Consider the following 26,019-nt stretch of genomic DNA (forward strand, 5'->3'; position numbering starts at 1 on the left):
GGGTTGGGATTTCGGACGCGGATGAGGTGCGCGGTGCGCGGGCGGGTGCCCAGCTCGTGGAGCAGCTTGTACGCGCGCTCATCTTCGTGGAGCTGCGTGACGCGCTGCCGCGGGTCGTTGAGAGAGCCGAAGGTGATGGCCTGCGTGGGGCAGGTCTGCTGGCAGGCCGTCTGCAGTTCCTTCTCGTTGATGAGGCGCTTCTCCACGCGGGCGTCGATGCGCGTGCGCTCGATGCGCTGGACGCAGTACGTGCACTTCTCCATCACGCCGCGGTTGCGGACGGTGACGTCCGGGTTCATCAGCATCTTCTCGGTGGCCGTCTTGTCCGCCGTGTAGTGCAGGTAGTTGAACCGGCGCACCTTGTACGGGCAGTTGTTCGAGCAGTACCGGGTGCCGACGCAGCGGTTGTACACCATGTCGTTGAGGCCCTCGTCCGAGTGCACGGTGGCGTTCACCGGGCAGACGTACTCGCAGGGGGCCTTCTCGCAGTGCACGCACATCACCGGCTGCATCACCATCCGGGGGTCGCTCTCGCTGCCCTCGAAGTAGCGGTCGATGCGCAGCCACTGCATCTCACGGCTGACGGAGACCTGCTGCTTGCCCACGACGGGGATGTTGTTCTCCGCCTGGCAGGCAATCACGCACGCGCTGCAACCGGTGCAGCGCGACAGGTCGATGGCCATGCCCCACTTGTAGCCCTGGGGGTTGCTGGGGCCCTTGTCGTAGTCGAAGGCCGGCAGGTTGTCCTGGACGCCGAACTTCAGCTCGCCCTTGACGCGGTGGAGCGTGTGCTGGGTCGCGGTGGACGGGTTCTTCAGCTCGGACAGCGGCATGTCCAGCGCCAGCGGGCGGTTCTCCATCCGCCAGTGCGTCTGGGTCAGGCTGAACTTGTAGCTGCCGCGCACCTTGGTGAGCGTGGCGCCGCCGTCGAACCAGGGGGCCTTCAGGGTGCGCACGGCGTTGGCGTTGAAGCCCACCGCCTTGGCCACCTGCTCGTGCAGGCCGTCACGGCCATAGCCCAGCGACATCGTCACGGTGTCGTCGGCGTGGCCCGGCGTAATCCACACCGGCACGGTCAGCTTGCGCCCGCCGTAGCTCAGCTCCGCCAGGTCACCGGGCTCCAGGCCCAGGCGCTTGGCGGTCTCCGGGCTCAGCAGCGCGGCGTTGTCCCAGGTCATCTTGGTGATGGGGTCCGGGAGCTCCTGCAGCCACGAGTTGTTGCCGAAGCGGCCGTCGAAGATCTTGTAGTCGTAGACGAAGTTGATCTCGAGCTCGCCCGCGGCGGGGGCCGCGTAGCCCGTCACCAGCGCGGAGGCTGCGCCGAAGTCCGGAGCGCCTTGCACCGGGGCGGCCTGCGTGCCGGGGATGGCGCCGTCGGAGACCCAGCTCTCCCAGCGGGCCTCGAAGTCACCCTGGCCCTCGGCCTGACCCTGCCAGTAGTCGCGCAGCATCTGGTACGCGGGGCGGTAGGGCTCGTCGAGGAACATCGCCAGCAGCTCGGACTCCGCCACGCCGTTGTAGAGCGGCTGGATGAGCGGCTGGGCAATGGCCACGGTGCCGTCGAACGAGCGGCCGTCGCTCCACGTCTCCAGCGGGTGCGCCGCGGGGACGAACCAGTCGGCGTACTGGCTGGTCTCGTCCTCGTAGAGGCCCGTGTAGAGGACGGTGAGGTTGCCGCGGTTGGGGTTGGTCGCCGGGTCCAGCAGCTCCTTCAGACCCGTGTCCGCCGGAACCGAGAACACCGGGTTCCAGCTGGTGATGACCAGCGTGTCCACGCGGCCGGCGGTGAGGTCCTCCACCAGCGCGCGGACCTGGCTCAGGCCCTCCTGCTCCGCGATGGACGACTGCACGTACTTCACCGTGGTGCCGGTGTTGCCCAGCGCGGCGTTGATGGCGTGGGCCAGCGCGTGGACCGCGGCCGGCTGACGCTCACCCGCGACCACCAGGCTGCGGCCAGGACGCGCGGCGCGCAGGTCCGCGATGACCGCCTGCACCCACTTGTCGTGGTCCGCCTTCAGCGACGCCTTGTTGGCGGCGGCGCCAGCCAGCGAGGCGGCGGGGCCCCCCACGGCCTGCGCCACCGCGGCGGCGACCGCGAGCACTTCCTGCGACTTCACGCGCAGGCGGTGGTCGGCCATGCCGCCGGTGATGGAGAAGCGGGCCTCGGCCACGTAGAGCCGGTTGAGCGGACCGCTGTTCGGGTCGCGGCGGTTGGCGAACTGGCGCGCGTAGGCCAGGTTCTCCGGGCGGCTCTCCAGGAAGTCCGCGTCCAGCGCCAGGACGATGTCCGCCTGGGCGAAGTCGTAGATGGGCGTGACGGCCTGGCCGCCGAAGAGCGCGCGGGCCGCCTCGGCCTGCGTGTCGTGCGTCTGCGCGGTGTAGCTGTGGAAGCGCGCGTTCGGCAGCTTCTTCAGGATGCGGTTGCGCAGGTCGCCGGTCAGCGGCGAGTTGCCGGGCTCGGACAGGAAGCGCACGCGGCTGCCACCGTCACCGGCGGAGGCCTTGTTGGCGCGGTTGGCCAGCTCCTCGCGCAGGGTGCGCAGGGCGCGGGGGCTCTTGCCCTGACGGAGCACGCGGGCGCGGCTCGGGTCGTACAGGGACAGCAGGAACGCCTGCTCCCAGGGGCCCGCGGCGCCCTGGTTGATGGGGTGGTCCGGGTTGCCCTCGATCTTCACGGGGCGACCCTCGCGGGCGGTGATGAGCAGACCGGAGGTGTGGCCGGCCAGCGTCATGCCGGACGCGTAGTGGAGCGGGTTGCCCGGGACGAGCTCGGGAGGCGTCTTGGTGTACGGCAGGAGGCGCTCATCCACCGGACGGGTGCTGCACGCCGTGGCGCCGGCCAGGGCCAGCGAGGCACCCAGCAGGTGCATGAACTCGCGGCGGGCGAAGCCGCTGGGCGCCAGGTCCGCGCCGGCGGGGAACTCCGGCCGCGTCTCTTCCAGGTAGGCGGGCGCGCCGAGCTTCTCCTCCAGGCTGCGCCAGTACGTCTGGCCATAGCCGGGCTCGGAGGAGGAGGCGTTGGCGGCGGCGTGCTCGAGCGCTTCGCCGACAACGTCGGACGCGGCGGCGGGCCGGTCCGTGACGACCGGGAGCGCGAAGGAGGAGGGGGTGTCCTGCGACGGGGCGCCGTCGCGCTTCGTGTTCATCGGTGGCATGTGGAGCAGCTCTCGCGCGAGTGGACGTCGTACGCTTCTGCCAACTGGCGGCCAAGCTCAGCGGCCTTGGCCTTGTCTTCGGGCGGGGTCCACGTCATGGACGTGATGAACTCCGCCGGACGCAGGTGGGGCTCCGGATTGCGGTGGCAATCCAGGCACCAGGCCATGGTGAGCGGCGCGGCCTGCTCCACGGCGGCCATCTGGTCGACGCGGCCATGGCAGGTGGCGCAGCCAACGCCCTTGGCCACGTGGATGGAGTGGTTGAAGTAGACGAAGTCCGGCAGGTTGTGCACGCGGACCCAGGGGATGGGCTGGTCGGAGAAGAACGCCTTGCGGACCTCGGTGAGGTACGGGCTCTTGTTCCAGACCTGCGCGTGGCAGGACATGCACACCGTGGTGGAGGGGATGCCCGCGGAGGGCGACTCCTCGACCGTCCAATGGCAGTACCGACAGTCAATCTGCTCATCACCCGCGTGGTGGCGGTGATCGAACTCGATCGGCTGTTCAACGGGCCGCTGCTGGCCAGTGACGTACGGCGAGCGCACGTAGGCCATGAGACCGCCGATGCCGATGGCGGGCACGGCAAGGAGCGCCGCGGCTGACAGCCGCGACACCGTGTTCGTCCAACGTGGGAAGAGAGGGCCGCTCATACCAGGACCATGGGCAAGGGGGCTTCGACAGAAGCAGTGACGGGAACGAAAGGCGAGGCGTGGGCGTTGCCGGGCACGGGGAGCGGAGGGGCGTTCCCGGCCCCAACGGGGCGGGTGGGCGGTGGCTCCTGGCGCACTGAAGGCGAAGCGGACACGTCCAACGAGACCTCTATTAGTAATGCCGTGGGCGGGGCCCTCCTTCTCTCCCTGCCCTAATGCGGCGCGGGACCATCGGGCATCGACACGGCAGTGTCAACCATTCAGATGTGGCGGTGCGGGGATACCACTTCCACGTGCGAGGGCGGAAAGTCGCCGTCGCGCGGTGATGAATCTCTCTTCTGGCGGGAGGTAGGGGCGATTGAGCAAAGCACCCGCCGGGGTGGATCACGCCGGGTGTTTCACGGCTCTTCGTCGGTCTCCCGCTTTCGCCAGCGCGCGAGGCGCCGGGCCAGGAGCCGTTCCACCAGCTCCCGGGCGCGTGCGTCCCGGTGATAGCGGGCGTCATGCCGGGAGCCCTTGCCCTGGTTGCACCGGGCGCAGGCCAGCCCCAGGTTGGTCAGCGCCTCGGTGCCCCCGGCCGTCTTCGGGAGGATGTGCTCGATGGTGGCGCGGCTGATCGGCTCGCCATCCAAGCCGACCCATAAGTGCGCGTTGCAGTGCAAGCACTTGCCAAGCCACGCCTCGCGGCCCCGGTGGTCGGCGCGCTCGAAGGTATTATCCGTTTCGATGATACCCAGTATCTTGCGACGCTTGGCGTAGCTCATCCTACACCTCGACGACTGCGGTGCCGGCGACGGCGAAGATGCGATCGCCCGCGCGGCGGGAGACGTTGAGTCCCCCCGTGAAGGCGCTGAAGGCCGGGAGCACGCCCACGCCGCGTCCCACTTGAAAGCAGGGAAGTCGCAGTGTGTCGCTCTTCCCACCCAGCCGCACCATGGGGTGGAGGTGACCTGCCCATACATAGCGGCCGGACACGGGCTCCGGATGGTGGGCGAAGTGGAAGGGGCCTTCGTCAATGGAGGCCTCGCGGACGTCCAGGCGCCAGCGCTCGGGCAGCGTCTTCACGTGCCGGTCATGGTTGCCCCGCACCAGGACGCACGCCACGGAGGCGTGGGACTCCCGCCACACGGCCAGCCGTTCGACGACGGCGGGGGTGAGTCCCTGTCGGGAGTGGATGAGGTCGCCCAGCAGGAGCAGGCGACGGGCATTGGTGGAGGTGAGCGCCGCGGACAGGCGGGCCAGGTCGTCCTCCAGCACGCCCGTGGGCAGGGGGATGCCGTGCTGCTGGAAGCTCTCCGTCTTGCCCCAGTGCAGGTCCGCCACGGCCAGGGTGCCGGTGTCGGGCCAGTACAGGGCGCGCTCCGGGAGCAGCTCCAGCAGGGTGCCCGCTAGGCGGACCTGGCATCTTCGCGAGTCCATCGCTCCTTCAAGCGCTCCACCCGCTCCAGCAGGGACTCGCTGGACAGGCTCGCGCTGATGCGCTCGACGACGAGCGGGAAGCCGAGCGGCGTGGGCCGGCGGACCTGGATGAGCTCCAGGGGCGCGGCCTGAAGCCGCTCCAGGGTCCGCTCCAGGCGCCCCTCCTCGAACTGTTGCTCCAGCACCTCCCGGCGGGCCTGGACGAGCAGGAGGTTGTCCGGGTCGTATTTGATGAAGACGTCGTGCAGCAGCGACGCGCTGGCCTGGACCTGTCGCGAGGACTTGCGCGCGCCGGGCAGGCCCGGCAGCACCAGCCCGGCGATGCGCGCGATGTCTCGGAACTGGCGCTTCGACAGCTCTCCGACGTTGACGCTCTCCAGGACGTCCGCCTCCAGCCGCTCGCGGGTGAAGAGGGCGGGGCGCAGCGCCTCCTCGAAGGGGAAGGGCGTGGGCGTGAGCAGCTCCAGGCCGTAGTCATTCACCGACAGGGTGAAGGTGGCCTTGCGCAGGCGCGTCAGCCGCAGCGCCAGCAGCGCGGCCAGTCCCTCATGCACCAGTCGTCCTTCAAAGGGGTAGAGGAAGAGGTGGTGGCCGTCGCGCGTCTGGCACGTCTCCGCGAGGAGGAGGTCCGCCGCGGGGATGCGGGACAGGCGGGCCTGCGCGTCCAGCACGGGCCAGGCCGCGGCCAGCTCGTCCGAGGTGACGTCGCCATGGCGCGCGGTGTCCAGCGTGCGCCGCACGGCGGCGGCCAGTGAGCTGGACAAGGGCAGGCGACTGCCACCCCAGCGCGGCGTCTGGGTGACCTTCGTCTTCGCGGGCCGCACGTAGGCGGTCATGTCCTGGAGGCGGCTGAACTCCAGCTTCTTCCCCGCGAAGATGAAGGTGTCGCCCGGCTTGAGGCGGCTGACGTAGGACTCCTCCACGCTGCCCAGGCGCCCGCCGCTCCAGTAGCGCAGCTGCACCACGGCGTCGGAGGTGATGGTGCCGATGTTGATGCGGTGCATGCGGGCCACGCGCGCGTCCGCGACGACGCAGCGGCCCTCGTGCTCCACCACGCGGCGGAACTCCGGGTAGGCGCGCAGCGTGGGGCTGCCCTCGCGGACCAGGGACAGGGTCCACGCGAACGCCTCGTCGGTGAGGCTGGCGAACGCCGCCGCGGTGCGCACCTCGTCGCGCAAGGCCTCGGGCGTGAAGCCGCCGCCCAGGGCGCACGTCACCAGGTGCTGCGCCAGGACGTCCAGCGGCTGGGTCGGAGGTGTGCGGGCCTCCACCTCGCGGCGCAGGAGCGCGTCCTTGGCGGCGGCCATCTCCACCAGCTCCAGCGCGTGCGTGGGGACGAAGAGGATGTGACAGGTGGCGCCGGGACGGTGGGCGCCGCGGCCCGCGCGCTGCATCGTCCGGCCAATGCCCTTGGGGCTGCCCACCTGCACCACGCGCTCCACCGGGCCGAAGTCCACGCCCAAATCCAGCGACGAGGTGCACACCACGATGCGCAGCGAGCCTTCCTTGAGGCCGCTCTCCACGCGCTCGCGCTCCTCGCGGTCGATGGAGCCATGGTGGAGCGCGATGAGGTGCTCCCACTCTGGACGGGCGAAGCGAAGGCCCGCGAACCAGCGCTCGGCCTGGGAGCGCGTGTTGGTGAAGATGAGCGTGGAGCGCTCCGCGTCCAGCCACGCGCCCACGCGGGCCAGCATGGAGAAGCCCAGGTGGCCCGCCCAGGGGAACGCATCCACGGACTCGGGCAGCAGCGTCTCCACGACGACGGGCCGCTCCAGCGCCGCGCTCACAATCGTGGGTGTCTGGCCGGTGCCCACGGCGTGACGGGCGGCCTCGTCCAGATTGGCCAGCGTGGCGGACAGCGCCCAGGTGCGCAGGCCCGGTGCGAAGTGGCGCAGGCGGGCCAGCGCCAGCTCCAATTGTGAACCTCGCTTGGAGCCGAGCAGCTCGTGCCACTCGTCCACGATGACGGAGCGCAGCGACGCGAACAGCTCGGGGGCCCGCTCATGCGTGAGCAGGACGCACAGTGACTCCGGCGTGGTGATGAGCACCTGCGGCAGCCGCTCCCGCTGACGCTGGCGCACCGAGGAGGACGTGTCGCCGGTGCGGCTCTCCACGGTGATGTCCGCGTCCAGCACGGCGAGGGGCTCCCTCAACGCCTTCTCCACGTCCCGGGACACCGCGCGCAGCGGCGTCACGTAGAGGAGCTGAAGCCCGGGCTGTCCCTGCGCCGCCACGTCCGCGAGCGGGCCCAGGTAGGCCGCGTACGTCTTGCCTGCGCCGGTGGGGACGTGGATGAGCCCGCTTTCGCCGCGCGCGTGGGCGGCCCAGGCTTCTTCTTGGAATGGATAGGGCGTCCACCCCTTCGCGTGGAACCAGCCGCGCAGCCGGTCCAGGGGTGATTCACGCGTTCGCGCTTGAGTCGATGCGCGCTGGAGGCGAGGCCGCCTGGGCTCGCGCGGAGCCTTCGCGGCCGGGGGCTCGGTGGTGGCGCGCAGGGCCTTGCGACTGGCGGCAATCTGCGCCCGCAGGGAGCGAGGCCTACCCGCTGGCATGGAGCAGCTCCTTGAGCGAGTCAAGCGTGTCCGCGTCCCGCGGCTTCTTGTCCGTCCGCCAGCGGGCGATTCGGGGGAAGCGCAGCGCGACGCCTGACTTGTGACGCGGCGAGGATTGGATGCCCTCGAAGTGCAGCTCGAACACCTGCTCGGGCTCCACCGAGCGCACCGGGCCGTACTTCTCCCGCGTGTGCGCGCGAATCCACCGGTCCAGCCGGCCAATCTCCGCGTCCGTCAGGCCGGAGTACGCCTTCGTCACCGGCTGGAGCTCCGTGCCGTTCCACACCGCGAAGGTGTAGTCGGTGTACAGCGACGAGCGCCGGCCGTGGCCCGGATGCGCGTACAGCAGCACCGCGTCCACCGTGAACGGGTCAATCTTCCACTTCCACCAGTCGCCCCGCTTGCGCCCGGTGAGGTACGGCGACTCCAGGCGCTTGAGCATGAAGCCCTCGACGTTGCGCGCTCGCGCCTCGCCCCGCGCGGTGGCCAGGTCCTCCCAGGTGGCCGCTTGCACGACGGGGGAGACGGGCAGCCGCGGCACGTCCTTCAACAGCGCCTCCAGCTTCGCGCGCCGCTCGCGCAGCGGCTGGCTCCGGAGGTCCTCGCCTCCCAGCTCCAGCACGTCGTAGGCGATGAAGGCCGCGGGGGCTTCGGCCAGCACCTTGGGCGTCAGCTTCTGCCGGCCGATGCGCCGCTGGAGCAGGGCGAAGGGCAGGGGCGTTCCGTCCGCGTAGGCCAGCACCTCGCCGTCCAGCACCGTGCCTTCGGGCAGCGCCGCCGAGGCGTCCGCGATTTCAGGGAAGCGCTCGGTGATGAGCTCCTCGCCCCGGCTCCACAGATGCACGCTGCCCTCGCGGCGGATGAGCTGGCCCCGGATGCCGTCCCACTTCCACTCCACCAGCCACTCCGCCCGGTCGCCCAGGTCCCCGGGTGGCTGCTCCAGCGGTGACGCGAGGTAGAAGGGGTAGGGCCGGGAGCTGTCGCCGTCCGACACGTCCTGGGACACGAGCTGCCGGAAGAAGGTGGGCGAGGGCGTCCACGTCCCCATCAGCCGGTGCGCCACGCTGGGCGCGGGCAGGCCCGCCACCTGCGCCACCGCGCGGACCACCAGCGTGGAGGACACGCCCACGCGCAGCTCGCCGGTGAGCATCTTGTTGAGCAGGAACAGCTCGCGCCGGGGCATGGCGTGCCACCAGGACAGCACCTGCGCGCGTTGCCCGGCGGCATCCAGTTGACGCAGCGGCAACAGGCGTTGCTCCAGCCAGGCGGACAGAGGCAGCTCCTCGGTCCGCGCCGGGCGCTCGCGTGCGTCCAGCAGCAGGGCAATCACCTCCGCCAGGTCGCCCACGGAGGCGTAGACCTCCTCGAAGAGCCAGCCGGGGATGCCCGTCAGCTCCTGCGTCCACCCCACCAGCAGCTTCGTGGGAATCAGCCGCTTCAGCTTCTGGCCCGTGAGGAAGTAGAGCGCCCACGCCGCGTCCTCCGGGGGCGCTTCCTGGAAGTAGCGCGCGAGCGCTTCCACCTTGGCGTTGGTGGACGTGGTCTGGTCCAGCGCTTCGTAGAGGTCCGCCAGTCGCCGCACGCGTCAATCCTCCGCTTCGCCTTCGAAGGGCGTGGCCAGGGGCGCGGCGTCCACGCCCTGTTCGCGCAGGTAGTGGGCCAGCGGCTCGGTGTAGCCGTGTGTCACCAGCACGCGCTCCGCCTGGGTGTCCTTCACCGTGCGCAGCAGGTCCGGCCAGTCCGCGTGGTCCGACAGCACGAAGCCGCGGTCGAAGCCCCGGCGGCGGCGGTTGCCGCGAACGCGCATCCAGCCGGACGCGAAGCCCGTCTCGTAGTCACCGAAGCGGCGCATCCACGTGGAGCCGCTCGCGCTCGGCGGCGCCAATACCAGCGCTCCCGCGAACGAGGTGCCCTTCTCCACCTCGGACACCAATCGCGTGGGCAACATGTGGACGCCCGCGTCCCGGTACACGTCCACCAGGGCGTGCAGCGCGCCGTGGACGAACACGGTGCGGTCCGTCCGCTTCGCCAGCTCCGCGAGCAGCCGCTGCGCCTTGCCCAGCGCGTAGCAGAACAGCACCGCCGCGCGGCCCAGCGCGCGGTTGGCGTCCCACCACCGCAGGATGTCCTCGGCCACCTGCTCCGTCGCGTCCCAGCGGAAGATGGGCAGGCCGAACGTCGCCTCGGTGATGAAGGTGTGGCAGGGGACGACCTCGAAGGGCGCGCACGTGGGGTCCGGCGCGCGCTTGTAGTCACCGGACACCACCCACGTCTCCCCGCCGTGCTCCACGCGCAGCTGCGCGCTGCCCAGCACGTGGCCCGCGGGATGGAAGCTGATGGTGACGCCGTTGATGCTCAACCGTTCGCCGTAGTCGAGCGTGTCGATGGTGGCGTCCGCGCCCAATCTCCGGTGCAGCAGTCCCTTGCCTGCCCGGGCGCCCAGATAATGGCGGCTGCCACCGCGGGCGTGGTCGCCATGCGCGTGGGTGATGAGCGCCCGGTCCACCGGACGCCAGGGGTCGACGTGGAAGCCGCCGGGAACGCAGTAGAGCCCCTGAGGCGTCACCGTCATCAATGGAGCGGAAGGAGCGGCACGCAAAGTCCCATTCAGATAGCGAGGGGCTCGGAGCCGGACCACCCGGGGTGGGACGTCGCCTCACCGGCGGGAGCTCCCCGGGCTGCTCCCCGGGCACCCGCTGGCCTGGGGCTTGCGTGACGTGCGCGGAGGAATATCGGACCGCTTGGAGGACTCCCCCTGGACGGGGGATAACCCCATTCCCCCCTGCCGTGATGCGCGGTGGGAAGCGAGTCAGCGACGATGGATGCACAGGAGCGGAAGTCAGCCTACCGGCAGCGCGCGGAGCAGGGCGAGGCGGTGCCGGTGTCGGTGGAGCTGCCGGCGGACCTCGACACGCCGCTGTCGGCCTACCTGAAGCTGGGCGGTGGTTCGCGCGGCTTCATCCTCGAGTCGTGCTACGGCGGCGAGCGTTTCGGCCGCTACAGCCACATTGGCGCGGAGCCCGCGGGCCGCGTGCGGCTGGACCGCGGCGGCGCCACCTTGTGGCGGGGCGCGAACGAGGAGCGTCGGGACGGCAAGCCGCTGGACGTGCTGCGCCAGCTCTGGCGCGAGCTGGCCGTGGCGCGGCTCCCCGGTGAAGCGCCCTTCCTGGGCGGGCTCGTGGGGTACATGGGCTACAACTGCTTCTCGTGGCTGGAGCCCACGGTGCCGGACCGGCACCCCAGCGACCTCTCCTTCCCGGACTCGGAATGGCTGGTGTGCGAGGACTTCGTCACGCACGACACCCGCACCGGGACGCTCAGGGCCACCGCCATTGCCCGGCCGTCGCTGCACGGCAGCGTGGCCGCCGCGCTGAAGGACGCGGAGGCGCGCGCGCGGGCCATGGCGGACCGGCTGCTGAAGCCGCTGCCTCCGGAGGCCTACGCGCCGGCGCCGCGCATGCGGGGGGACGTGGCGCCCACCGCGTGCTGGGACCGCGCGGGGTATGAGGCGGCGGTGGCGCGGGCGCAGGAGTACATCCGCGCCGGAGACATCTTCCAGGTCGTGCTCGCGCGTCGCTTCGAGTCCCGGGGCGCGCCGCCGCCGCTGTCGCTCTACCGCGCGCTGCGGCGGGTGAATCCGTCGCCGTACCTCTTCCTGGTGGCGCTGGGCGAGGCCCGCGCGCTGGTGGGCGCATCGCCGGAGCTGCTGGTGCAGGTGCGCGACGGGGACGTGGTGGTGCGGCCCATCGCCGGCACCCGGCGGCGCGGCGCGTCCGAGGCCGAGGACCTGGCCCTGGAGAAGGAGCTGCTCGCGGACGAGAAGGAGCGCGCCGAGCACATCATGCTGGTGGACCTGGGGCGCAACGACGTGGGCCGCGTGGCGGCGCCCGGCTCGGTGCGCGTCGAGGACATGATGCTCATCGAGCGCTACAGCCACGTGATGCACATCGTGTCGCAGGTGCGCGGCAAGCTCGACGCGAAGTACGACGCGCTGGACGCGCTGGCCAGCACCTTCCCCGCGGGCACGGTGTCGGGCGCGCCCAAGATTCGCGCGATGCAAATCATCGACGAGCTGGAGGTCCAGCGGCGCGGGCCCTACTCGGGCGCGGTGGGCTACCTGTCCTTCTGCGGCACGCTGGATGTGGCGATCGCGCTGCGTACCTTCTTCGTGGACGGAGACCGGACGATGTGGACCGCGGGCGCGGGCGTGGTCGCGGACTCGGTGCCGTCGAAGGAAGCGGACGAGACGGAAGCCAAGGCGGGCGCCATGGCCGCCGCGCTGCGGCTGGCGCGCGAGGGAGGTGGCCGGTGATTCTGGTCATCGACAACTACGACTCCTTCACCTTCAACCTCGTGCAGCTCCTGTACACGCTGGGGGCCGAGGTGAAGGTGGTGCGCAACGACGACCTGGATGCGCAAGGCGTGGCGGCCTCGGGCGCGTCCCACCTGGTGATTTCACCGGGGCCCTGCACGCCGCACGAGGCGGGCGTCAGCGTGGCGGCCATTGCCCAGTCACGGGTGCCGGTGCTGGGCGTGTGCCTGGGGCACCAGTCCATTGGCGCGGCCTTCGGCGGCAAGGTGGTGCGCGCGCCAGCGCCGGTGCACGGCAAGGCGGCGCACATCCAGCATGGCGGCACGGGCCTCTTCGCCGGGCTCAGCGCGGGCTTCGCGGCGGCGCGCTACCACTCGCTCATCGTGGAGGCGCCGTCACTGCCCGCCGAGCTGGAGGCCACCGCGTGGAGCCAGGATGGCCTCATCATGGCGCTGCGCCACCGCGAGCGGCCCGTGGTGGGCGTTCAGTTCCATCCAGAGAGCGTGCTCACGCCGGATGGGCCGGCGCTGGTGCGCAACTTCCTGGAGGGGCGGCTGTAGCTCAAGCGCGCAGGTGCGTGGTGTCGTTCCACGACACGATGGCCGGGCGGCGCCTGTCGCCGTCATGGCCGAGCACGCTGATGGACGCGGTGCTCAGCAGGAAGAGGCGGCCCTCCCACGGGGGCAGGCCCAGCCACCGCGCCGCGAGCACGCGGAGCAGGTGCCCGTGGGCGAAGATGAGCACGTCCCCATCCGTCCGGAGCGCGTCGGAGATGACGCTGTCCACGCGCGTGGCCACCTGCGCCGCCGTCTCTCCGTTGGGGACGCCGTTCTTCCAGAGGGTCCAGTCGGGCCGCTCCGCGCGAATCTCCGCGCTGGTGCGCCCCTCGTAGTCGCCGTAGTCCCACTCCATGAGGTCCTCGCGCGGCTGGGCCAGGTCGCCGTAACCGGCGAGCGCGCAGGTGTCCGCCGCGCGGCTGAGGGGGCTGGTGTAGACGGCGTCGAAGCGCCAGGCCTTCAGCGGCGCGCCCAGAAGGCGGCCCATCTCCCTTCCGGAGTCCAGGAGCGGAATGTCCGTCCGCCCCGTGTGCCGGCCATTGTGGCTCCACTCCGTCTCACCGTGCCGGACGAGCACCACCTGTTTCCCGGGGGTCTTCATGGCGCGCATTCTGGCAGGGCCCGGGCGCACACGCAGGTGAAAGCCCGAGGGGCCTCGGGGCGCCGGGACTTTCAGTGGGCGATGGATGTCGACGGCAGGAGCGTCTTTCCGCCCCTGCCCTCGAAGAGGCTGTCCTTCAGGTGCAGGTGGATGACGACGCGTGAGCGCTGCTCCAGGGCGCCGCGCGTGGTCGAAAACTGGATGGTTCCGGCCTGGGCGTTGACGAGCCCCGCCAGGCTGTCTTCCTTGAACGCGCCCACGTCGTCCAGGCGCACGGTGATGTCCACCTGCTTCACGTACCTGGGCAGGAAGAAGCGCCCCAGCAGGTGGGCGTGGTCCGTGTCCGACAGGTCCATGGCGCGTGCGTTGGGCGAGGGCTCGAAGCGGACGGGCTCGCCGAAGGACGTGATCTCCACCTGTCCCATGCCCAGCAGGACCTTCTCGTACCGTGCCGCGTCCTGGCCCCGCAGGCGGAGCTCGAAGGCGTCCAGCACGGGGTCGCCCAACGCCCGCACCAAATCGTCCTCGCTGCTGTCGCAGGCGCCTGTCGTCCCCAGCGCCACGAGCAGGGCCGGAGCCCACCTGGATTGGGATGGAAGCTTCATGACCGCTGTCTCCTTCAGAACCGAGGCTCCTCGGCGCGCTCCATGGCCCGCAGCGGGTCCATGGCGAAGATTCGCTTTCGCAGCGGAATCGCCGTCCGCTTGCCAGCGTGGTTGTGCCGCTCCAGCCGTTGACGCAGCTCCTCCACCGGGCCGGGGTCGAGCGAGGCCGGATTGGCCAGCGCGGACAGGGCAGGCGCGCGTGTGTTGAAGACGCGCTCGTTGCAGACCGCCGTCAGCGCTTCGCGCGCCGTCCGGACCTTCAAGGACTCCAGGGCCGTGCGGCGCGCGTTGTTCGAGGCGATGGCGGGGTTGGCCCAGAGGATGCCCAGGGCACCTGGGAGGGTGGAGACCTCGCCGAGCGCGCCGAGGGAGATGGGGCCGTAGGCCAGGCACTCCAGGAGGGCGCTCTCGCTGGCGCCGAAGAAGCCGCGGTCCCGCGTCGTCGGCCGCGGACGAGGCGCGCCCCAGAGGTAGAAGCCACACATCGCGCCGTCCGCGAGCTGCGGCACCGGCCGCGTGAGGAGGGTGGTCAGGTGGCCCGTCATCACGTCCACGGCATGGAAGCCGCTGGCCCGGCGGGTGTCGGGGCCGCTGGTTCCGTAGAGGTAGAGCTCGCCGTCACGTGTGAAGACGGCGGCGCTCATGACCGGGGCCTCCGCGGGCCTGCCGTCAATCCGCGCGGGCGAGGCATGGTCCGTGGCCACGCCCGTGAGCGGGTCGATGCGGGTCAGCCGCTGGGTGGCGTTGTTGAAGGCGTAGAGCTGGCCGTCCCGGGGACTCACCGCGAAGTCCGCCACCTGGAAGTCTCCCGGGGCCGTCACGACCTGCTCGGAGAGCGTCTCACCGGTGGTGGGGTTGACGCGGATGAGGCGACGGGTGCCGTGCTCGAAGCCGACGTAGGCGCCGTCCTTGAGGACGGCTCCCGCGGTCCAGAGGGCGGAGGGAGGCGCCGCGGTGTCCAGCGGGGCGATGACGCGCGATGCGCCCGTGGCGTCGACGCGGATGAAGCGGGGGGCGCCAATGCCGTCCGAGGCGATGGCGTACAGGATGTTGTCGAAGGGGTTGAACGCCAGCGCGTTGTAGGGAAGTGCCGCTTCACCCTGCAGCGTCAGCGTGCCGGTGGCGGGGTCGAAGATGTAGAGCCGCGAGGGGGCCGCGGGCCGTCCATCCAGGGCGCGCGAGGTCGTGGAGAGGTAGACGGTGTCGTCGCAGAACAGGTCGGGCCGAGGGAGGCAGAGCACGTTGGTCCCCGCCTGGCTGGCACCTGCGTCCCAACCGATGCTGAAGGTGCTGGTGAAGGAGACCTCGGGGTTGGGCGTGACGGGGTTCGCATCGTGTATCCCCAATGTGAGACACGCGTCGTAGCTCTCCAGCTCGATTTCGCATTGATACGTGACCTGCCCATCCGCCGGAACCACGAGGGGCGGCGTGGGGGCGCGCGTGCAGGGCTTCATCAGGGGCGCGGTCGCGGAGAGCAGCTCGGCGGGGAGCGCCGGGTCGATGTTGGTGACGGTGAACGTGAAGCGCAGCGTCTCCGGGTAGGTGCCGACCGTATATTGCTTGCGTCCGTTCACGAGCTGCCCGGCTCGGAAGTCATTGGCCCAGGCGTTCGAGGCCCAGACGGCGCCGATGAACAGGAGCCAGAGCCACTTCCTATCCATCATGGAGGTCTCCACGTTCGTGATTGCTGGGGGCCAGGGCCGGGCTGCAGTCGATGTGCCAGTTGTTCTCTTGGTTGTTGTGATTCTTGGAGATTGATATGCGAGCCCCGGAGGGCGCATGGGTGTTGAATGGCGTTGTCTGTGAATGCCTTCGGGAAGGAGGGCGGATGACCTGGAGGTCTGGTTGGTGTCCGCCGGGTGGCGCGCGAGGGCAGGGGGGCGCTGACGCCGGAGCGGCGCGCGCCGTCGCGGCTGTGTAGGAATTACAGGAGGACGGCTGGCATTCGTTCAGGGTTGCAGGCGGCCCGGCCGGACGGCGGTGCGCCCGGCCGGGCCTGTTCTCAGACAGTGACTACGGCGCCACGATGATGAGCCGGTCCGCGCGGACGTTGTTGTCCTCGCGCAGCTCCTCCTGGTGGTTCCAGGGGTCGGCGATGCCGCCCAGGTAGAAGAACCCGGTGGGGCCCGAGTCCGGAGGCGTGTAGGCCGTCACCGAGGCATTGCGCGTGACGCACTGCCCGGCGTCCAGGGTGTTGACCTGAACGGCGCCGATGAGCGTCTGTGATTCGGGGGGGGCCCCCGGTCCGCCTTGAGGTGGGAGCTCGAGTGTGTCGCTGCTCGACAGATACAGGTCCACGGCGGTGTTGCTGGCGGTGGTGGTGCCCTGGTTGCACACGCGCACGGTGGCGGTGAAGGCGCTGCCTGTCCTCACGGAGGTGGGGCCGGAGAGGGAGGTGATGACCAGGTCGGGCCGGTCGCCCACGCCCATGAGTCCGCTCACGAAGGTGTTGTTGTCCTCGCGCAGCTCCGCCTCCATCTGAGAGGTGTCGACAGCGGCGCCCAGGTACAGGGGGTGATTGGGCGATGCCTCGGGGGGCAGCGTCACCCAGGCTGAGGCGGGCTCCGTGACGCACTGCCCTGGATTCAGGGGCTGCACGTTGACGTAGCCAAGGGGCATCTGGGTGTTCGGGTAGGGCATTCCCGGGCCATTCCACTGGGGCATGACCACCCGCGCCTGCGTGGAGAAGAACAGCTCCAGGGACGTGCCGTTCGAGTGTTGCGTCCCCTGATTACACACGGTCACGGTGGCGGTGAAGGTGCCATTGGACGGCACGCTCGCCGGCGCGCTCACGGTGGTGATGACGAGGTCCGGGCCGTACCCCACGCCGATGAGGCCGCCCACGAAGGTGTTGTTGTCTCCGCGAAGCTCGTCGTGCGGTGCATGTGCGCCGACGATGGCGCCCAGATAGAGCGGTCCGTCCGCCACCGTCGCCGGGGGGCGCTGCGCCCAGGAGGGGATGTTCAACGTCGTGCAGTCATCCACTTGCAGCGGCGGGAGGCTCAGCTCGCCCACCAGCCGTTGGGTGTCCGGCATCGGTTGGCCCGGGCCATTCCACGACGGCAGGTGCAGGGTGTCCTCCGTGGAGAGGTAGACCTCCACCTGGGTGGAGGACGACGCGCTCGTTCCCTGATTGCAGACCGACACGGTGGCGGTGAACGCATCGTAGCGCGCCACGCTCGCGGGGCCGGTGACGGAGGTGATGACCAGGTCGGGGCCCTCGCCCACGCTGAGCTGGCCGCTGACGAAGACGTTGTTGTCCTCACGCAGCTCCTGCTCGGAGCGATTCGCGTCGACCAGGACGCCCAGGTAGAGCGGCTGGCCGGGCGTCGCCGCGGGAGGCCGGTTGGCCGTGGCGAAGGCGCTCCCCGTGAAGCACCTGCCGGCGTTCAACGAGGGCACGCTCATGCTGCCGACAGGCTGCTGCGTGGCCGGCAGGGGATTGCCCGGACCGTTCCACCGGGGCATGACCACCGTCGGCTCGGAGGAGAGGTGCACCTCCACGTCGTTGCCGGCCGAGGGGGCCGTGCCCTGGTTGCACACCGTGACGGTCGCGTGGAACGTGTCGTTGGGCAACACGCTGGCGGGGGCCTGGATGGCGGTGACGACGAGGTCGGGCCCGTAGCCTACGCCCACGAGGCCGCTCACGAAGGTGTTGTTGTCCTCGCGCAGCTCCAGCGTGCCTCCCCACCCGTCGACGATGGCGCCCAGGTAGAGGGGCTGGTCGGGCGTCGCCGCGGGAGGCTGCTGCGCGTAGCCCGGGACCGCCAGCGTGACGCACTGGCCGGCTTCCAGGTACGGGACGGGCAACATCCCGGCAGGCGCCTGCGTCTCCGGGAAGGGGGCGCCGGGGCCATTCCACCGGGGCAGCGCCAGGCCTGCCGTCGTGGAGAAGAACAGCTCCAGGTCCGAGGAGTACGAGGAGGCAGTGCCCTGGTTGCAGACGGTGACGGTGGCGGTGAAGGCGTCATTGGGCTGCACGCTCGCGGGGCCGGTGAGGGCGGTGACGACGAGGTCGGGGCCGTCACCCACGCCGATGCGGCCACTGACGAAGGTGTTGTTCTCCTCGCGAAGCTCTTCGACGTCTCTCCACACGTCGACGATGGCGCCCAGGTGGAAGGCCTCGCCTGGAACGGAGGGCGGGAGGTAGGCAGAGCCGGAGGCGGTGCCCGTGAAGCATTGGCCGGCGCTCAAGGAGGGGATGCTCAGCTCACCGGCGGGCGTCTGGCTCTCCGGGAGCGGGGCGCCCGGGTTGTTCCAGTCCGGCAAGACCAGGCTGGGCTCGGTGGACAGGAACACTTGTGCCTGGCTGGGGCTGGACTGCGCGGTGCCCTGATTGCAGACGGTGAGGGCCGATGAGAACGGCTCGTTCCTCCGCACGCTGGCCGGGCCGGTGAGGGCGGTGACGACGAGGTCGGGGCCGTCACCCACGCCGATGACGCCGCCGATGAAGGTGTTGTTGTCCTCGCGCAGCTCCTGCACCGCCGACCACGGGTCGACGATGCCGCCGAGGAAGTAGGCCGTGTTCCAGTTCCCTCCTGGGGACTGGGCCACCGCGGTCCCGGAGAGCGCCCTGCACTCGCCGGGGTCCAGCGGTGGGAGCGTGAGCATCCCAATGGGGGTGCGCATGAACGGCTCGAAAGCGGGGCCACCCTCCGGCGTTGGCGCGTTCAGGAACGTGCTCGTGGAGAGATAGAGCTCCAGCACGTCGGAGTAACTGCTCTGGGTGCCCTGGTTGCAGACCGTCGCGGTGACGGGGAAGCTGCCTGTCCCGACGTTGGCGGGCCCCTTCAGCGAGGTGATGACCAGGTCGGGGCGCTCGCCCACGCCCATGAGTCCGCTCACGAAGGTGTTGTTGTCCTCGCGCAGCTCCGGGACGTTCGACGCCGTGCCGGCGATGGCGCCCAGGTAGAAGGACTCCATTCCGGGGGGCGCGTCGTGGGGTCGGCCCGCGTGGATGACGACGTCGCCAGTGACGCATTGGTCCGGGTCCAGCCCGGGGAGGGTCAGCAAGCCAATCGAGGCCTGGGTCCCATGGTGGCTGTACACATAGGACGGCAGGTCCAGCGTCGGCACCATGGAGAGGAACAGCTCGACGTCGACCATCGAGGTCGACTCCGTACCCTCGTTGCAGACGGTGACGGAGGCGTTGGCGGAGCCCCAGGGGCTCAGGCTCGGGGGCGCCGTCATCGCGGTGACGACGAGGTCGGGCGCCTGCCCCACGCCGAGGGGGCCCTTCACGAAGACGTTGTTGTCCTCGCGCAGCTCCGGGACGTTCTGCGCGGCATCGACGAGGGCCGCCATGAAGACGACCCTGTCGAGCGGGCCGCCGGGGGGCGGGGCCGCATCGGCCAGCACGTCGCGTGTGGCGCAGTGGCCAGGGCCGAGCGGAGGCAGGCCCGTCTGGCCCACCATCGTCTGTCCCGGTGGGGGCGGCGTGCCAGCGCCGGGCATGGCGAAGGCGCCATCCACGGAGAGGTGCAGCTCGACGGCGCTGGTGGGCGCGGGCTGGGTGCCCTGGTTGCAAACCCTCACGGTGGCCATGAGCGGGTGGTTGCCCCCGGTGTTGGCGGGCGCGTGGACCTCCGTGACGACGAGGTCCGGCGCGTCCCCCACGCCGATGGGGGCGCTGACGGTGATGTTGTTGTCCTCGCGCAGCTCCGGGGTGCTCTGCTGGGCGTCGGCGATGACGCCCAGGTAGAGCGGCTGCCCGGGTGAGGCGCCGGGCGGCAGCGTCACCAGGGAGGACACCTCGCGGAGGGCGCACCGGCCCTGGGACAGCTCCGGCATGGGGAACGAGCCAATCAGGAGCTGGCCCGAGGTGGGCGGCGGGTTCGGGACGGGCCAGGACACGGTGTCATCCGAGGAGAGGTAGAGGTCCACGGACCCCTGCTCCGACATCGCCGTGCCCTGGTTGCACACCTTGACGGTCGTCGTGATGCCCTGGCCGCTTCGGGCACTGGCGGGCGCGTGGACCTCCGTGACGACGAGGTCCGGCCGGAGCCCGACGCCCAGCACCGTCACGCCGACGTTGTTGGCTTCGTCCAACTCGACGACGGTCTGCTGCACGTCGATGATGGCGCCCAGGTGGTAGGCGCCGTCCCCCTGGCCCTGCGCGGGCGGCGTGGCGTACCCGGTGAGGCCCCGCGTCTCACACTGCCCCGCCTCCAGCGCGTTCATCTGGACCGTGGCGACGAGCACCTGGTCCAGGGGCGGCGGCAGGCCCGGGTCGGGCCAGGACAGGGTGTCGTCCGTGGAGAGGTAGAGGCCCAGCTCGAGCGCGCCGAAGGGCCCCTGGGCGAGCGCTGTCCCTTCGTTGCAGACCCGCACCGTGGCGGTGAACGTCTCCCCGAGCCGAACGCTCGCGGGGCCCCGTAGCTCCCGTATCACCAGGTCGGGGCCAAAGCCCTGGCGCTGGGACTGACTTCTTGTGGGTACAGGCTCGGTGGGAGCTGCGTCGCCCCCACAGCCCGTCCCTGCCAGCAGCCCCGCTGTCAGCAGGAACGCACCGCTCCAAGACGGCCTTCGCCGTTGCAACATATTGCCTCCGGATGGATGGCGCCGCGGACGAGCCCGCCCGATGCGGGTGTCCAGGGCGCTCCGGAGTGTTTATAGGGATGGCGAATTATTCCCGAAAATCGAATTAAGCTGGGGAGAAGCGGCCAGGCCTCAGCGGCGCAGCCCGCGCTTGATGTCGGCGCAGAGCGCCTTCGCCGCGGCGGGGCCTTCTGTGTGCGCGGCACGCACCAGCGCGCTGCCCACCACCACGCCATCCGCATGGGCAGACAGGGTGCGTGCCTGCTCCGCCGTGGAGATGCCAAAGCCCGCGACCACGGGGACGGGCGCGGCGCTTCGCACCAACTCCAACCGCTGTGACAGGTCCGGCGGCAGCTCCGCGCGCATGCCCGTCACGCCGGACACGGACACACAATAGACAAAGCCACGGCCTTCCTTCGCGATGGCCTGTGCCCGCGCCGGGGGCGTGGTGGGCGCGCACAGGGGAATCAGGTCGAGGCCCTCCGCGTCGAACGTGGCGCGCAGGCTGGCGCTCTCCTCGGGCGGCAGGTCCGGGAGGATGGTCCCCGACACGCCGCGCTCGCGGGCGAGCTTCGCGTAGCGCGCCTCGCCCATGGCCATGATGACGTTGACGTACGTCATGATGACCAGCGGCGTCTGGGGGCAGCGCTGGCGCACCGCGGGCACCACCTCATCCAGCACGCGCTTGAGCGTGGAGCCGGCCTTGAGCGCCCGCTCCGCCGCGCCCTGGATGACGGGGCCGTCGGCGATGGGGTCGCTGAACGCCACGCCCAGCTCCAGCACGTCCGCGCCGCCCTCCACCAGCGCGGCGAACACGTCCACCGAGCGGGGCAGGTCCGGGTCGCCCGCCATGGCGTAGGCCACCAGCACGCCTTCTCCGCGCGCCTTCGCCTGGGCGAAGGCCTGTGCAATCTCGCCGCTCACGCCTTCACCCCCACCGGCGGAGGCACGCCCCGCGCGGAAATCGTGGCCACGTCCTTGTCTCCGCGGCCCGAGCAGTTGATGACCAGGTGCTTGCCCGCCCCCAGCTCGCGCGCCAGCTCTCGGCCGCGCGCGAAGGCGTGGGACGTCTCCAGCGCGGGGAGGATGCCCTCCAGGCGCGCCACCTCGTAGAAGGCCGCCAGCGCCTCGTCGTCCGTGGCGACGCGGACCTCCATGCGCCCCGTCTTCGCCAGGTGCGCCAGCTCCGGGCCCACGCCCGGATAGTCCAGGCCCGCGGAGATACTGTGCGCCTCCTGAATCTGGCCGTCCTCGTCCTGGAGCACCAGCGAGCGCGAGCCGTGCAGCACGCCCTCCGTCCCCAGCGTCAGCGACGCGCCGTGCTGCTTCGTCTCCAGGCCGTGGCCTCCCGCCTCCACGCCCACCAGCCGCACGCTGGCGTCACCGATGAACGGGTGCAGCACGCCAATGGCGTTCGAGCCGCCCCCCACGCACGCGATGATGGCGTCCGGCAGGCCGCCAAAGGCCGCCAGGGCCTGCGTCCGCAGCTCGCGGCCGATGACGGCCTGGAAGTCGCGCACCACCGTGGGATAGGGGTGCGGCCCCGCCGCGCTGCCGATGACGTAGTGCGTGTCCGAAACCTGCGACACCCAGGTGCGCATGGCCTCGTTCATCGCGTCCTTCAGCGTGCGCGAGCCGGACTCCACCGGCCGCACCACCGCGCCCAGCGCGCGCATGCGGAAGACGTTGAGCGCCTGTCGCTCCACGTCCAGCGCGCCCATGTACACCTCGCAGGGCAGCCCGAAGAGGGCGCACGCGGTGGCGGTGGCGACGCCGTGCTGGCCCGCGCCCGTCTCCGCGATGATGCGCTGCTTGCCCATCCGCTTCGCGAGCAGCACCTGCCCCACGGTGTTGTTGATTTTGTGCGCGCCGGTGTGCGCCAGGTCCTCGCGCTTGAGCCACACGTTCGCGCCGCCCCAGGCCTCCGTGAGGCGCCGGGCGGGCGTCAGCGTGGTGGGGCGGCCCACGTACTCACGCAGCACGCGGGCGACCTCCTCGCCGAAGGCCGGGTCCGCGCTCGCCGCGGCATAGGCCTCTTCCAGCTCCTGCAGCGCGGGGACCAGCGTCTCCGGAACGTAGCGTCCGCCGTAGCGCCCGAAGCGGCCGGCGACAGTCTCCGTCGTCATGTCTGTCACTCCCAGAGGTTGATGGACTTCGCGGCGCGCACGAAGGCGCGCACCGCTTCCACGTCCTTGATGCCAGGGGCGGACTCCACGCCGCTGGCCACGTCCACGCCGTACGGCCGCGTCGCGCGCACCGCGTCGGCCACGTTGGAGGGCCGCAGGCCCCCCGCCACCAGCACGGGCACGCCACTGCCCGCCAGCCCCGCGACGAGCGACCAGTCGAAGCCCACGCCGCCGCCGCCATAGCCCGGCGCCGCGCCGTCCAGCAGCAGCCCCGCGACGTCCCCTACGCCCACATACGCCTGGGCCCGGGCCACGTCTTCCGGACCCGTGACTCGCAGCGCCTTGATGACGGGCACGCCGTACCCCGAGCAGGCCTCCGGGGGCTCGTCCCCATGGAGCTGCACGGCCGTGAGGCCACAGGCGCGCACCGCCTCCCGGATGGTGGCCGGCGCGGCGTTGACGAACACCCCCAGCACCGTGCCCAGGGGCGGCCGCGTGCGCGCCAGGGCCGCCGCCGTGGGGAGGTCCAGGCAGCGGGGGGACTTCGGGTAGAAGTTGAGGCCCAGCGCGTCCACGCCCGCCTCCCACGCGGCCCGCGCGTCGGACAGGCGCGTGACGCCGCACACCTTCACGCGGACGCTCATGGCGCCGCGGCCTCCACCCCGAGCAGCCGCCGCAGCGCGTGTCCGGGGTCGGGCGCTCGAAGCAGGGACTCGCCCACCAGGACGGCGTCCGCGCCCGCCTCCCGCGCCGCCTCCAGGTCCACCAGGGACTTGAGGCCGCTCTCCGCCACCAGCACGCGGGCCCGGGAGCGCAGCTTCGGCATCACCCGCAGCGCCGTGCCCGTGTCCGTCTTCAGCGTGGAGAGGTCGCGGTTGTTGATGCCCACCAGCTTCGCGCCCGCGGCCAGCGCGCGCTCGGCGTGCGCCTCCGTGTGGGCCTCCACCAGCGCGGCCACGCCCACCGCTTTCGCCGTGGCGACCATCTCCCGCAGCTCGCCATCCTCCAGCGCGTCGGCGATGAGCAGCACCGCGTCCGCGCCCCACAGCGCGCTCTCCTCCACCTCGCGCGCCGCCACGAGGAAGTCCTTGCGCAGCACGGGCAGCGACACCGCCGCCCGCACGGCCACGAGGTCCTCCAGGCCGCCGCCGAAGTCCGGCCCATCCGTCAGCACGCTGATGGCGCTGGCGCCCGCGGCCTCATAGGCCCGGGCCACCGCCACCACGTCGGCGTGGGGGAAGTCCCCGCCCGAAGGGCTCTTGCGCTTCACCTCCGCGATGACGCTCAGCGGCCGCCCGGAGCGGTGTGTCACCAACCCCTGCGCGAAGTCGCGGGGCGTGGGCCGGCTGCGAGGCACCATGGGCGGACGCGCCGCGAGCTCCTGACGTTTGCGCGCCATGATGCGGTCCAACGTTCCTGCCTGGCTCATGACAAGCCCCCCTCGATGAGGGCCGCCAGCTTGTTCCGGGCCGCGCCCGAGTCGATGGCGTGCTCCGCCTTCCTCACGCCGTCACGCAGGTCCGCCGCCAGCCCCACGACGACGAGCGCCGCCGCCGCGTTGAGCAGCACCGCCGTGCGCAGCCCGGAGCGCTCTCCGTCCAGCAGCGCGCGCAGCCGCTGGGCGTTCTCCTCCGCGTCGCCCCCCGCGATGGCCTCGCGAGGCACCACGTCCAGCCCCGCATCCCGGGGCGACACCGTGAAGGTGTGGACCGTGCCGTCCTCGCGCAGCTCCGCGACCTCCGTGGCGCCGCACGGGGAGACTTCATCCAGCCCGTCATGGCCGTGCACCACCCACGCGCGGCGGCTGCCGAGCCGGCCCAGCACGCGGGCCGTCTGCTCCACGCGCTTGCCGTCGAACGTCCCCAGGAGCTGGTAGCGCGCGCCCGCCGGGTTCGTCAGCGGTCCCAGCAGGTTGAACACGCTGTGGAACCCCATGTCCCGCCGCGCCTGCGCCACGTGCCGCAGGGCCCCGTGGTGGGAGGGCGCGAAGAGGAAGCCCACGCCGTGCTCGTCGATGTCCCGCGCCACGCGCTCGTGCGGGCGCTCCATGGAGACGCCCAGCGCCGCCAGCACGTCCGCGCTGCCACAGCGGCTGGAGACCGCGCGGTTGCCGTGCTTGGCCACCGTCACGCCCGCCCCGGCGGCCACGAAGGCCACCGCGGTGGAGATGTTGAAGGTGTGCGCGCCGTCGCCGCCGGTGCCGCAGGTGTCGAGCACCACGTCGGCGCGCGGGGACAGCTTCGCCGCGCAGGCCCGCATGGCCTCCGCCGCGCCGAGGATTTCATCCTCCGTCTCACCCTTCATCTTCAGCGCCGTCGCCAGCGCGCCAACCTGGGCAGGCGAAGCCTCCCCGGCGAGCATCAGACCCATGACGCGGGTCATCTCCTCGCGGGTGAGGTCGCGCCGGCCCACCACCTTGCCCAGCGCTTCCTTGAGGGTCATGGCCTATCCCAGCCGGACGACTTCGCGGCCCATCACCTGGGCGATGGCGCGGACCTCGTTCATGGACTTCTCGAACTCGGAGAAGTCCAGGGATTGGGCACCGTCCGACTTCGCGCGCGGCGGGTCGGGGTGCACCTCGACGATGATGCCGTCCGCCCCCACCGCCGTCGCCGCGCGCATCATCGCCGGCACCGCCTTGCGCACGCCGATGCCGTGCGACGGGTCCACGAAGACGGGCAGGTGTGAGAGCGCCTTCAGCATGGGCACCGCGTTGAGGTCCAGCGTGTTGCGCGTCATCGTCTCGAAGGTGCGGATGCCGCGCTCGCAGAGGATGACCTGCGTGTTGCCGCGGGCGACGATGTACTCGGCCGCCATCAGCAGCTCCTTGATGGTGGCGCTCATGCCGCGCTTGAGCATCACCGGCTTGCGCAGGTCGCCCACGGCCTCCAGCAAGCTGAAGTTCTGCATGTTGCGCGCGCCAATCTGGAGGATGTCCGTGGCGTCGGCGACGGCCTGGAGCGTCGCGGTGTCCTTCACCTCGGTGGTGACGAGCAGGCCCGTCTCCTGGCGCGCCTCGGCCAGCAGCGCCAGGCCGTCGCCCTTGAGGCCCTGGAACTCATAGGGGCTGGTGCGCGGCTTGAACGCGCCGCCGCGCAGCATGGTGGCGCCCGCCTTCTTCACCGCGTGGGCGGTGGAGAGGATCTGCTCGCGCGACTCCACCGAGCACGGACCGGCGATGACGTGGAAGGCCGCGCCGCCAATCGTCAGGTCGCCGATGCGCAGCTGCGTGTCGTCCGGCTTCACCTCTCGGCTGACGAGCTTGAACGGCTGGGAGATGGCCACGGCGTCAGCGACGCCAGGGAGCACGCGGAAGGGCTCGGGTTCCACCGCGCCCGGGTTCCCGGTGATGCCAACGGCCGTGCGGGTGCCCCCTGGAATCGCGTGCGGTTGCCAGCCACGGCGGCGGATCTCGTCGTTCACACGCTCGATGTCCTGGGCCGTCGCGTCGGGTCGCATCACGATCAACATGGGGCTACCTGCTTTCTCTCGCTCCGAGGGGTGT

The 26,019-nt window shown here is 71.1% G+C and carries 19 protein-coding genes; 2 read left to right on the forward strand and 17 right to left on the reverse strand.

Going from position 1 to position 26,019, the window contains the following annotated elements; all coding sequences use genetic code 11:
- The 7 genes from G4D87_RS05305 to G4D87_RS05335 all read right to left on the reverse strand — a co-directional run.
- Window positions 1–3,146, reverse strand: a 3,146-nt coding sequence (locus G4D87_RS05305; RefSeq protein WP_163779649.1) for a TAT-variant-translocated molybdopterin oxidoreductase, incomplete at its 3' end; no start/stop codon positions are given.
- Window positions 3,143–3,805: a cytochrome c3 family protein gene (locus tag G4D87_RS05310; RefSeq protein ID WP_163779600.1), complete on the reverse strand. Its 663-nt coding sequence runs from the start codon at window positions 3,803–3,805 to the stop codon at window positions 3,143–3,145. The genes G4D87_RS05305 and G4D87_RS05310, both read right to left, overlap by 4 nt.
- 398 nt (window positions 3,806–4,203) lie before the next feature.
- A complete protein-coding gene (locus tag G4D87_RS05315) occupies window positions 4,204–4,569 on the reverse strand; it encodes an HNH endonuclease (RefSeq protein ID WP_163779602.1) in 366 nt (121 codons plus the stop codon).
- 1 nt (window position 4,570) lies between these two features.
- Window positions 4,571–5,224: a ligase-associated DNA damage response endonuclease PdeM gene (pdeM, locus tag G4D87_RS05320; protein WP_163779604.1), complete on the reverse strand. Its 654-nt coding sequence runs from the start codon at window positions 5,222–5,224 to the stop codon at window positions 4,571–4,573.
- Window positions 5,194–7,776, reverse strand: a complete 2,583-nt coding sequence (locus G4D87_RS05325; protein ID WP_163779606.1) for a ligase-associated DNA damage response DEXH box helicase — start codon at window positions 7,774–7,776, stop codon at window positions 5,194–5,196. Before G4D87_RS05325 ends, pdeM begins: the two co-directional genes overlap by 31 nt.
- The gene (locus tag G4D87_RS05330; RefSeq protein ID WP_163779608.1) at window positions 7,763–9,358 is read right to left on the reverse strand and encodes an ATP-dependent DNA ligase; all 1,596 of its coding nucleotides are present in this window, start codon (window positions 9,356–9,358) and stop codon (window positions 7,763–7,765) included. The genes G4D87_RS05325 and G4D87_RS05330 overlap by 14 nt, the downstream gene beginning before the upstream one ends.
- Window positions 9,359–9,361: 3 nt before the next feature.
- Complete coding sequence (locus tag G4D87_RS05335; protein ID WP_163779610.1) at window positions 9,362–10,414, reverse strand: ligase-associated DNA damage response exonuclease; 1,053 nt, start codon at window positions 10,412–10,414, stop codon at window positions 9,362–9,364.
- Between the two features lie 180 nt (window positions 10,415–10,594).
- On the opposite strand from G4D87_RS05335, the gene G4D87_RS05340 reads away from it, so the two are divergent.
- Together G4D87_RS05340 and G4D87_RS05345 are read left to right on the forward strand one after the other, a co-directional pair.
- Window positions 10,595–12,088 (forward strand): anthranilate synthase component I family protein, encoded by a 1,494-nt coding sequence (locus G4D87_RS05340; RefSeq protein WP_163779612.1) that lies wholly within the window; start codon window positions 10,595–10,597, stop codon window positions 12,086–12,088.
- Window positions 12,085–12,648 (forward strand): anthranilate synthase component II, encoded by a 564-nt coding sequence (locus G4D87_RS05345; RefSeq protein ID WP_163779614.1) that lies wholly within the window; start codon window positions 12,085–12,087, stop codon window positions 12,646–12,648. The genes G4D87_RS05340 and G4D87_RS05345 overlap by 4 nt, the downstream gene beginning before the upstream one ends.
- A 1-nt stretch (window position 12,649) precedes the next feature.
- Here the strand turns inward: G4D87_RS05345 and G4D87_RS05350 are convergent, their stop codons facing one another.
- The 10 genes from G4D87_RS05350 to aroF all read right to left on the reverse strand — a co-directional run bounded on the left by G4D87_RS05350 (window position 12,650) and on the right by aroF (window position 25,985).
- Window positions 12,650–13,255, reverse strand: a complete 606-nt coding sequence (locus G4D87_RS05350) for a histidine phosphatase family protein (RefSeq protein WP_163779616.1) — start codon at window positions 13,253–13,255, stop codon at window positions 12,650–12,652.
- Window positions 13,256–13,317: 62 nt separating this feature from the next.
- Window positions 13,318–13,851 (reverse strand): hypothetical protein, encoded by a 534-nt coding sequence (locus G4D87_RS05355; RefSeq protein WP_163779618.1) that lies wholly within the window; start codon window positions 13,849–13,851, stop codon window positions 13,318–13,320.
- Window positions 13,852–13,865: 14 nt separating this feature from the next.
- A complete protein-coding gene (locus G4D87_RS05360) occupies window positions 13,866–15,515 on the reverse strand; it encodes a DUF6923 family protein (protein WP_240358029.1) in 1,650 nt (549 codons plus the stop codon).
- Window positions 15,516–15,864: 349 nt separating this feature from the next.
- Window positions 15,865–20,241 carry a CARDB domain-containing protein gene (locus G4D87_RS05365; RefSeq protein ID WP_163779620.1) on the reverse strand — a complete coding sequence of 1,459 codons (4,377 nt, stop codon included), beginning with the start codon at window positions 20,239–20,241 and terminating at the stop codon, window positions 15,865–15,867.
- A gap of 279 nt (window positions 20,242–20,520) precedes the next feature.
- The gene (trpA, locus tag G4D87_RS05370) at window positions 20,521–21,312 is read right to left on the reverse strand and encodes a tryptophan synthase subunit alpha (RefSeq protein WP_163779622.1); all 792 of its coding nucleotides are present in this window, start codon (window positions 21,310–21,312) and stop codon (window positions 20,521–20,523) included.
- Window positions 21,309–22,514, reverse strand: a complete 1,206-nt coding sequence (gene trpB / locus G4D87_RS05375; protein WP_163779624.1) for a tryptophan synthase subunit beta — start codon at window positions 22,512–22,514, stop codon at window positions 21,309–21,311. Before trpB ends, trpA begins: the two co-directional genes overlap by 4 nt.
- A gap of 5 nt (window positions 22,515–22,519) precedes the next feature.
- Complete coding sequence (locus G4D87_RS05380) at window positions 22,520–23,158, reverse strand: phosphoribosylanthranilate isomerase (protein ID WP_163779626.1); 639 nt, start codon at window positions 23,156–23,158, stop codon at window positions 22,520–22,522.
- Window positions 23,155–23,943 (reverse strand): indole-3-glycerol phosphate synthase TrpC, encoded by a 789-nt coding sequence (locus tag G4D87_RS05385; protein WP_163779628.1) that lies wholly within the window; start codon window positions 23,941–23,943, stop codon window positions 23,155–23,157. Before G4D87_RS05385 ends, G4D87_RS05380 begins: the two co-directional genes overlap by 4 nt.
- Complete coding sequence (trpD, locus tag G4D87_RS05390) at window positions 23,940–24,956, reverse strand: anthranilate phosphoribosyltransferase (protein ID WP_163779630.1); 1,017 nt, start codon at window positions 24,954–24,956, stop codon at window positions 23,940–23,942. Before trpD ends, G4D87_RS05385 begins: the two co-directional genes overlap by 4 nt.
- A gap of 3 nt (window positions 24,957–24,959) precedes the next feature.
- The gene (gene aroF / locus G4D87_RS05395; RefSeq protein WP_163779633.1) at window positions 24,960–25,985 is read right to left on the reverse strand and encodes a 3-deoxy-7-phosphoheptulonate synthase; all 1,026 of its coding nucleotides are present in this window, start codon (window positions 25,983–25,985) and stop codon (window positions 24,960–24,962) included.
- Window positions 25,986–26,019: the final 34 nt, after the last annotated feature.

Origin of the sequence: Myxococcus vastator (genome assembly GCF_010894475.1) — a bacterium.
Classification (GTDB): domain Bacteria; phylum Myxococcota; class Myxococcia; order Myxococcales; family Myxococcaceae; genus Myxococcus; species Myxococcus vastator.